The organism is Mycobacterium sp. TH-M15 (assembly GCF_057473705.1).
This window is the reverse complement of sequence record NZ_JBYCLB010000105.1, coordinates 1-6,988: the sequence shown is the minus strand read 5'-3', so window position 1 is coordinate 6,988 and position 6,988 is coordinate 1. Positions and strand designations below refer to the sequence as shown.

The 6,988-nt window shown below is 68.4% G+C and carries 8 protein-coding genes, 1 other RNA gene and 1 pseudogene; 1 reads left to right on the top strand and 9 read right to left on the bottom strand.

Going from position 1 to position 6,988, the window contains the following annotated elements:
* From AC2VNT_RS02685 to prfB, 9 genes are all read right to left on the bottom strand, one after another.
* Positions 1 to 456 (bottom strand): AAA family ATPase (locus AC2VNT_RS02685; protein WP_486945384.1); only part of this gene is annotated, 456 nt, incomplete at its 3' end.
* Between the two features lie 217 nt (positions 457 to 673).
* Positions 674 to 1,040, bottom strand: a transfer-messenger RNA (tmRNA) gene (gene ssrA, locus AC2VNT_RS02680).
* An 83-nt stretch (positions 1,041 to 1,123) separates the two neighbouring features.
* A complete protein-coding gene (locus AC2VNT_RS02675) occupies positions 1,124 to 1,969 on the bottom strand; it encodes an EamA family transporter (RefSeq protein ID WP_486945386.1) in 846 nt (281 codons plus the stop codon).
* Complete coding sequence (smpB, locus tag AC2VNT_RS02670) at positions 1,966 to 2,472, bottom strand: SsrA-binding protein SmpB (RefSeq protein WP_486945383.1); 507 nt, start codon at positions 2,470 to 2,472, stop codon at positions 1,966 to 1,968. The genes AC2VNT_RS02675 and smpB overlap by 4 nt, the downstream gene beginning before the upstream one ends.
* Before the next feature lie 2 nt (positions 2,473 to 2,474).
* Complete coding sequence (gene ftsX, locus AC2VNT_RS02665; RefSeq protein ID WP_486945382.1) at positions 2,475 to 3,368, bottom strand: permease-like cell division protein FtsX; 894 nt, start codon at positions 3,366 to 3,368, stop codon at positions 2,475 to 2,477.
* Positions 3,369 to 4,058, bottom strand: coding sequence for a cell division ATP-binding protein FtsE (gene ftsE, locus AC2VNT_RS02660; RefSeq protein ID WP_486945385.1), 690 nt, complete (start codon positions 4,056 to 4,058; stop codon positions 3,369 to 3,371).
* Between the two features lie 40 nt (positions 4,059 to 4,098).
* A complete protein-coding gene (locus AC2VNT_RS02655; protein WP_486945381.1) occupies positions 4,099 to 4,611 on the bottom strand; it encodes an Rv3103c family proline-rich protein in 513 nt (170 codons plus the stop codon).
* The gene (locus AC2VNT_RS02650) at positions 4,608 to 5,600 is read right to left on the bottom strand and encodes a mechanosensitive ion channel family protein (protein WP_486945380.1); all 993 of its coding nucleotides are present in this window, start codon (positions 5,598 to 5,600) and stop codon (positions 4,608 to 4,610) included. The genes AC2VNT_RS02655 and AC2VNT_RS02650 overlap by 4 nt, the downstream gene beginning before the upstream one ends.
* Positions 5,593 to 6,708, bottom strand: coding sequence for a peptide chain release factor 2 (gene prfB / locus AC2VNT_RS02645; RefSeq protein ID WP_486945379.1), 1,116 nt, complete (start codon positions 6,706 to 6,708; stop codon positions 5,593 to 5,595). Before prfB ends, AC2VNT_RS02650 begins: the two co-directional genes overlap by 8 nt.
* Positions 6,709 to 6,813: 105 nt before the next feature.
* Between prfB and AC2VNT_RS02640 the strand changes: the two are divergent.
* Positions 6,814 to 6,988: pseudogene (locus tag AC2VNT_RS02640) on the top strand (NADP oxidoreductase); the annotation flags it as partial.

Genomic DNA, 6,988 nt, shown 5'->3' with positions numbered 1-6,988 from the left:
GTCAACGGTGGTCTTGAGCGCAAGGACCAGTTCTGGGACCCGTTGCACTTCGTCGATCGTGAGTAGTCCGTCGGGAAACTGGCGAACGAAACTGTGGTGATCTGTGGCCGCTGCCGTTCGGGTCACGTCGTCGTCGAGGGTGACGAATCGCCCACGGTGGCGTGTGATCTCGGCCGCCAGGGTGGACTTGCCAACCTGTCGCGCGCCCTGAACGACAACGATCCGCGTGTCGGCCAGGGCCTCTTCAACCCTCGGACGTAGGTTTCGGGCGACATGGGGCCGCACATTCACGGCGACAGCATACCCAGATGTCGCCGATTCGCGAGGCGTGCATCGCCGAGTCGCGAGATCTATTTCGCCGATCCGCGGCAGAAATGTCGCCGATTCGCGGGGAATCTGGCTGGAGCCGGTGCCGTCGCAGTCAGGCGTCAGGACTGGAATCACCAGCAGGCCCACTAGTACGGCCTACCTCAGCCGTCTCAAACAACACCCCTATCCTCGATCGCACGTTTCACCTGGCGTTTTGCTGATGACGATGAGGAAAAGCGGCATAGACAACGCAGATTCCACGATCCGGTGACGCTGCTGCAGCAGACGGTCGAGCGGCCGATCGCCGACGGGTACCGGCTCAAGGGTGCGGCCCTGACCTGGCGTCGCAGGTCAGGGCCGTCTCGGGTGGAGCTGCCGGGAATCGAACCCGGGTCCTACGGCGTTCCCTCAAGGCTTCTCCGTGCGCAGTTCGCTATGCCTCTACTCGAACCTCCCGGTCACACGAACCAGCCGGGATGACGGTCCCAGTCGCTGTTGGTGTCCCGATACGCCCCGCGACCGAACGCATCGGTGATCCCTCTAGCTGATGCCAGGGTCCGGGTCGAGGGAGAGCCCGGTCTGACAGACCCGCCGTCGCTTAGGCAGCGAGGGCGTAGTCGCGCTGAACAGAGTCGGCGCTTAATTGGTTGCAACGACGCTTACGGTGGTCTCTTGCCTGCACCGGCACGCTTCCCTTGATTCGACGCTCGAAGTCGAAACCGTTCAGCCCCCTGTCTTTCTCATTCGGGTAGTGCCGCCGACTTTCGGCGGACCTCTCATGATACCCGGCACCGGAGACGGCAACCAGCGTTGTTCACCCGCCGACGATCATCGCCACCGACGTCGCCGCCAGCGCCATGCCGATGACCTGCCCGGGGTGGGTCCGTTCGCGCAGTACCACGATGGCCAGCAGCACGGTGACCGCCGGGAAGAGCGAGATCAGCACGCTCGCCAGCGACAGCGGCGCATTCCACAGGGCGAACAGCATGGCGACGTTGCCGCCGACGTCCAGCAGGGCGGCCGCCACGGCCAGCTTCATCGGCGGGCCGGCTGGCAGCCCGAGGCCACCGGCCGCGGCGGAGACGGCGACCACGAGCACCGCGGCCACCGTCCGGGCGAACATCAGCGGCCACAACCGGGACTCGGTCGGCGCCTGGGCGATGAACACGAAGTTCAGCCCGAACGACAGGCCCGCCCCGATCGTCAGCCAGGCCACCTTCGCGGTGAACCGGTGCGGCCGGACGTCCTCGTCGGTGGCCTCCCGACTCACCAGGACCACCGACGCCAGCGCCAGCAGCACACCGATCGACGCGACCGCACTGGGCCGCTCCCCCATGGCCAGCCCGACCCCGACCGGCACCGCGGCGGTCAGCACCGCGGCGAGCGGCGACACCACCGAGATGGGGCCGGAGCCCAGCGCCGCGTAGAACCACCACCCGCCCAGCGCCAGGACGACCCCGCAGGCGCACCCCCAGCCGACCGCGCCCGGCAGGATCGGCCCGCCCACCAGCACCGCCAGCGCTGACAGCAGCACCATCGACACCGGGTAGGAGACCAGCACCACCCGCAGCGCCGGCACCCGCCGTGCGGCGATCCCGCCGGCGAAGTCGCTCACCCCGAAGCCGACCGCCGACAGCAGTGCGCAGACCGGGCCGATCAGGTCATGCCCTTGGCTCGTCGGCCCAGCGCGCGGGTCATCTCCCGCTGGGCGTCCCGGCGGGCGAGGTCTTGGCGCTTGTCGTGGGCCTGCTTGCCTCGGGCCAGCGCCAACTCGACTTTGACCTTGCCGGCGGTGAAGTAGACCGACAGCGGGACCAAGGTGAGGTTGCCGTCGCGGAGCTTGCCCACCAGGGTGTCGATCTGGCGACGGTGCAGCAGCAGTTTCCGGTTGCGCCGCGGGGCGTGGTTGGTCCAGGTGCCGTGGTGGTACTCCGGGATGTGCATATTGCGCAGCCACACCTCGCCGTCGTCGATGGTGGCGAACGCGTCGACCAGCGACGCCTGACCGGAGCGCAGGCTTTTCACCTCGGTGCCGACCAGCGCGACCCCGACCTCGAACACCTCCAGGATCGAATAGTTGTGCTTGGCTTTGCGATTGGTGGCGATCACCTGCTTAGCGGGCCGCGTGTCACCGCGCTTCCCCGCGCCCGCTTTCTTGGCCACCGCTACCGTCGCACGTACAGGCGTAGTGTCGCATAGGCGGTCAGGGCGGACATCGCCACGCCGAGCAGCAACAGGATCGGGGCTATGTAGAGCACGTCGCGATAGTCGATCATCGCGAGCAGGTGAGCCTGGTAGAACTGGTTGAGCGCGCTGTCCAGGAACAGCGCTCGGACGACGATCAGCCCGATCACAGCAAGCGCCACACCGATGGTGGCCGCCACCACCGCTTCCAGCAGGAACGGCAGCTGGGTGTACCAGCGGCTGGCGCCGACCAGCCGCATGATGCTGATCTCGGTGCGCCGGGTGTAGGCGGCGACCTGAACCATGTTGGCGATCAACAAGACAGCCGCCACCGCCTGGACCAGCGCGACGGCGAACGCCGCATTGCGTACGTCGTCGAAGATCGCGAACAACCGGTCGACCAGTTTCTTCTGGTTCTCCACCTTGAGCACGCCGGGCTGGTCCGTCAATGCGGCGTCGAAAGCCTCGCTGTGCTCGGGGTCCTCCAGCTTGACCACGAACGACGGCGCGAACGTGTCCGGGTCGGCGACGTCCTTGTATTCCGGGAACTTGCGGATCGCGTCGGCGTAGGCGTCGGCCTGGCTGAGGAAGCGCACCGACTTGACGTCGTCGCGCTTCTCGATCAGTTCGCGCAACGCCTTGCAGGCGTCGGCCTCGCAATTCGGGTCGGGCACGGAGATGTCCTGGTTCAAGAACACCTGCGACTCGACCCGGTCCAGGTAGATGTGCCGGGACTGGTCGGTCAGCCGCACCACCAGCAGCCCGCCGCCGAACAGGCCGATGGAGATGGCCGTGGTCAGGATCATCGCCACCGTCATGGTGACGTTGCGCCGCAGGCCGGTCAGGACCTCGTTGAGCAGGAACTCGAAACGCACTCAACGATCCATTCCGTAGGCACCGCGCTGTTCGTCGCGGACCAGTCTGCCCAGCGACAGCTCGACCACCCGCTGCCGCATCGAGTCCACGATGTGATGGTCGTGGGTGGCCATCAGCACCGTCGTCCCGGTGCGGTTGATCCGTTCCAGCAGATCCATGATTCCCCCGCTGGTGTCCGGATCGAGGTTTCCGGTGGGCTCGTCGGCGAGCAGCACCAGCGGCCGGTTCACGAACGCCCGGGCGATCGCCACCCGCTGCTGCTCGCCGCCGGAGAGTTCGCCGGGCATCCGGTTGGCCTTGCCGGAGAGGCCGACCATCTCCAGCACGTCGGGAACCACCCGGTTGATCGTCTCGGGCTTCTTGCCGATCACCTCCAGGGCGAACGCCACGTTGCCGAAGACGGTCTTCTGCTGCAGCAGTCGGAAATCCTGGAACACGCAGCCGAGCACCTGGCGCAGGTCCGGGATGTGCCGGCCGGGCAGCTTGTTGACGTGGAACTTCGACACCTGGATATCGCCGCTGGTCGGCGACTCCGCGGCGAGCAGCAGCCGCATGAACGTCGATTTTCCCGAGCCGGACGGCCCGATCAGGAAGACGAACTCGCCCTTGTCGACCTTGACGCTGACGTCGTCCAGCGCTGGCCGTCCCGACGATTTGTACTGCTTGCTGACCCGATCCAGCGTGATCATCACGGCACGCCAGTGTAGCCGTGTGCCGCGGGCCGCCGGGTCAGGGCGGAGGCGGCGGCGTGGTGATGGTCGGCGGCGCCGGCGGATGCGACGGCGGTGTCGGCGGTGCCCCGGGCGTCGGCGGCGCCCCGGGGGTCGGCGGTGCCCCGGGGGTCGGCGGTGCCCCGGGGGTCGGCGGCTCGTTGGATCCGGGCTCATCCGGCGCGACGCTGGACGTCGGTGCGGTGGCGGTCGTCTCGGCGCCGGTCGCCGGGGTGGTGGTTACCGGGGCGGTGGTCGTCGGGACGGTCTGCTCCGGCACCTGCGCCGGCGGTTGCCACACCCGGGTGCGCGGTACCCAGGTGTAGTTGGGGTCGGGAACGAAACCCGGCGGCACCACCTGCGGCGTCGACCGCGGTGCCGGCTCCGGCTGGTAGGTGTCATAGGCCCACCAGGCCAGCGCGAACGCCACGATCAGCGCCAGGGTGGAGGTGCGCACCCGACCGCCGAACAGATACCCCGGGAAGCGGCGTACGGCGTCCTTGGTGGTGGCTGGGTTGGGGTCGGGGCTCACCGGCTCTGCACCGGTCCCTCCCCGGCGGCGTCTTGTTCGGCGGCCTCCCCGGCCTCGTCGGCGACCGCCGGGTGGGCGATGGTCGCGACGCTCGGGGACGCCTCGCCCGCGGTGACCACACCGACCCGGGCGAGGGCGCGGACCACCCGGGCCCGCAGCAGCCGGCCCACCTCGAACTGCTTGCCGGGCAGCGTGCGGGCCACCATCCGCAGGCTGACCACGCCGACCTCGATGCGCTCCACCCCCATCAGCGACGGCCGATCCAGCAGCAGATCCCGCAGCGGCGCGTCGTCCATCGCGTGCTGGCAGATCTGGTGCAGCACCTCGTTGACCTGACCGAAGTCGGCGGTGGTCGGCACCGGGATGTCGACGACCGCGCGCGCCCAGTCCTTGGACAGGTTCAACGACCGGACGATGTTGCCGTTCGGCACGGTGAAGACCTCGCCGTCGGCGGTGCGCAGCTTGGTCACCCGCAGCGTCACCTCTTCGACGGTGCCCAACGCCTCGGTCAGCGCACCGGCCATGCTCAGCTGGACCAGATCGCCGAAGCCGTACTGCTTCTCGGCGATGATGAAAAACCCGCTCAGCAGATCCTGGACCAGTTTCTGGGCGCCGAAGCCCAATGCGCCACCGAGCACGGCGGCCGGCCCCACCAGCGAACCGACCGGGACGTCGACGATGTCGGTGATCTCGACGACCACCACCACGCCGACCAGCACGACCAGCCCCCAGGAGATCACCGAAGCGACCGCCTGGCGGTGCTTGGATGCCTCGGTGCGCACCAGCGCATCACCGGTGCGGAAGCCAGCCTCCAGCCGCGAGGTGACCTGCCGCGTCGCCCAGGTGATGAATCGGGCCGTCAGCACCGCCCCGATCAGCAGCATGACGATCCGCAGGCCCCGGCTGATGATCCACTCGCCGACCTCGCCGTGCCAGAAGTCATGCCACACCGGTGCGGGGCTGGCCGAGAACGCGGCGACGTCAGTCATCTTTGCTGTTGCGCCACCGGATTCCGGCCTCCAGGAAGCCGTCGATGTCGCCGTCGAGCACCGCCGCCGGGTTGCCGACCTCGAATTCGGTGCGCAGGTCCTTGACCATCTGGTACGGGTGCAGCACGTAGGAGCGCATCTGGTTCCCCCACGAGCTGCCGCCCTCGCCTTTGAGTGCGTCTAGCTCGGCGCGCTCCTCCAACCGCTTGCGCTCCAACAGCTTTGCCTGCAACACCCGCATCGCCGACACCTTGTTCTGCAGCTGCGACTTCTCGTTCTGGCAAGTGACGACGATGCCGGTGGGAACGTGGGTGAGCCGGACCGCCGAATCGGTGGTGTTCACCGACTGGCCGCCCGGGCCGCTGGAGCGGTAGACGTCGACCCGCACGTCACCGTCCGGGATGTCGATGTGATCGGTGGTCTCCACCACCGGCAGCACCTCCACCTCGGCGAACGACGTCTGCCGTCGGCTCTGGTTGTCGAACGGGCTGATCCGCACCAGCCGGTGGGTGCCCTGCTCCACCGAGAGGGTGCCGTAGGCGAACGGCGCATGCACCGCGAAGGTGGCGCTCTTGATCCCGGCCTCCTCGGCGTAGGAGGTGTCGAACACCTCGACGCCGTAGTCGTGCTGCTCGGCCCAGCGGATGTACATCCGCATCAGCATCTCGGCCCAGTCGGCGGCGTCCACCCCGCCGGCCCCGGAGCGGATGGTGATCAGCGCCTCACGCTCGTCGTACTCGCCGGAGAGCAGGGTGCGCACCTCCATCGCCTCGATGTCGGCGTGCAGCGCGGTCAGCTCGGCGTCGGCCTCGGCGAGGGCTTCGACAGCCGAGTCGGCCGCTTCCTCCTCGCCGGCCAGCTCGTAGAGCACCGGCAGGTCGTCGAGGCGACGGCGCAGCGCCTCGACGCGGCGCAGCTCACCCTGGGCGTGGGAGAGCTCACTGGTCACCTTCTGAGCGTTGGCCTGGTCGTCCCAGAGGTTCGGGTCGGCCGCCTGGTGTTCGAGTTTGTCGATCCGGCTGCGCAGCCCATCGACGTCGATCACCCGCTCCACCGTGGTCAAGGTGGCGTCTAGGGCGGCGATGTCGGACTGACGGTCGGTTTCCACGCATGTCAACGTTACCGTTGCCGCCTCGGCAACGCCGACCGGCCGATTCCGCTCGCGGCCGAGGGCTTAGCATCGGCGGGTAACCGCGAACGGAAGGCTGTGAGGATGCGCCCCTACCACGTCGCGATCGTCGGCTCCGGGCCATCCGGCTATTTCGCCGCCGCATCGCTGCTCAAGCTGGCTGCGAGCACCCCCGACGCGGTCGACGTGCACGTCGACATGCTGGAGATGCTGCCGACCCCGTGGGGTCTGGTGCGCTCCGGGGTGGCCCCGGACCATC